Here is a 1,053-nt window from a genome sequence, read left to right as displayed (position 1 = left end):
TTTCATCCCAATTACCGTTTAATTGCGCTAATCTTTCAAAAACCTCCGCACATTTATCCTCCATCCGTTCTACCAAAACTCTCGATAGAAAATTACCAATGACGAAATTGTCCACTGTATTAATTTGGTTTTCGCAGGGGAAACTGTTGGCAGAGGTGATTAGATTTTGATAGTTATCAAATAGTGATGAAGCAATTTTGTCTTTCAAGGCCAAGGTAGGCAAAACAGTTCCGTCTGATCTCTTAACTTCACTGTCATGTTCCCAAACCACATGCAAAATCACATTATCATATGCCATATCTTGCTGATGTTGATGCCCATGCCAATCTGATGATTTGAGGTGAACTTCCACTTGCCCTACCCAAGTGGTACCATCTATTATAATTTTAGCAGTTGTAAAATCAGGACCAGCATGTTTATTAGGAAATCCGCAATGCAGTATTTGCAAGGGCTTGCCATCAATAGTTTGGCACTGCTGCTGATCGTACAGCCTAAATTGCCATACAAAATGTAAAAACTCCTCTGGAAACTGCATGCTTGAAATTAGCGATTAATCTCTTCAAATTAGCTTTTAAAAACTTAAAAGAGTACTTATTTTGCTTCTTTTTTCTTGTAGTTGGTGATGAAGACCCCTAGGATGATGAGCACTGTGGCAATTAGCAAATCGTAAGTAACTGTTTCATTAAGTACCAACCAACCTAAAAATATAGCGATAATGGTATTGAAATAAGACAAAATGGAAACTTCAGTAGCACTTACTTTTTTTAAGGCATAATTGTAGCAGAAAAATCCTACCACTGACCCAAAGACACCTAAATAAACTACTGCGCCTAAACTCTGCAACGACCAATCGCTAAAAGACGTATTAGGAGAAACAATATTGGCAATAATAAGCTGAGCAACTGCCGCAAAGGCAAATTGATAAAATAAATCCAGAAAGATGTGGTTGCTTTTGTGCGTATATTTTTTGGTGTAAATAGTTCCAGCAGCCCAACCTAAAATAGCCATTGCTAAATAAGTAATTCCGGTTTTATAGTTAGGATCTAATATATC

At 36.9% G+C, this 1,053-nt stretch carries 2 protein-coding genes; both read right to left on the bottom strand.

What is annotated here, in order from left to right:
* Positions 1 to 535, bottom strand: a 535-nt coding sequence (locus DUT69_RS19045) for a DUF2851 family protein (protein ID WP_113654862.1), incomplete at its 3' end; no start/stop codon positions are given.
* Positions 536 to 591: 56 nt separating this feature from the next.
* Positions 592 to 1,053, bottom strand: a 462-nt coding sequence (locus tag DUT69_RS19040) for a DMT family transporter (protein WP_162796362.1), incomplete at its 5' end; no start/stop codon positions are given.

This window comes from Pedobacter namyangjuensis, assembly GCF_003313325.1.
GTDB lineage: Bacteria > Bacteroidota > Bacteroidia > Sphingobacteriales > Sphingobacteriaceae > Pedobacter > Pedobacter namyangjuensis.
This window is presented reverse-complemented; position numbering and strand designations above follow the sequence as displayed.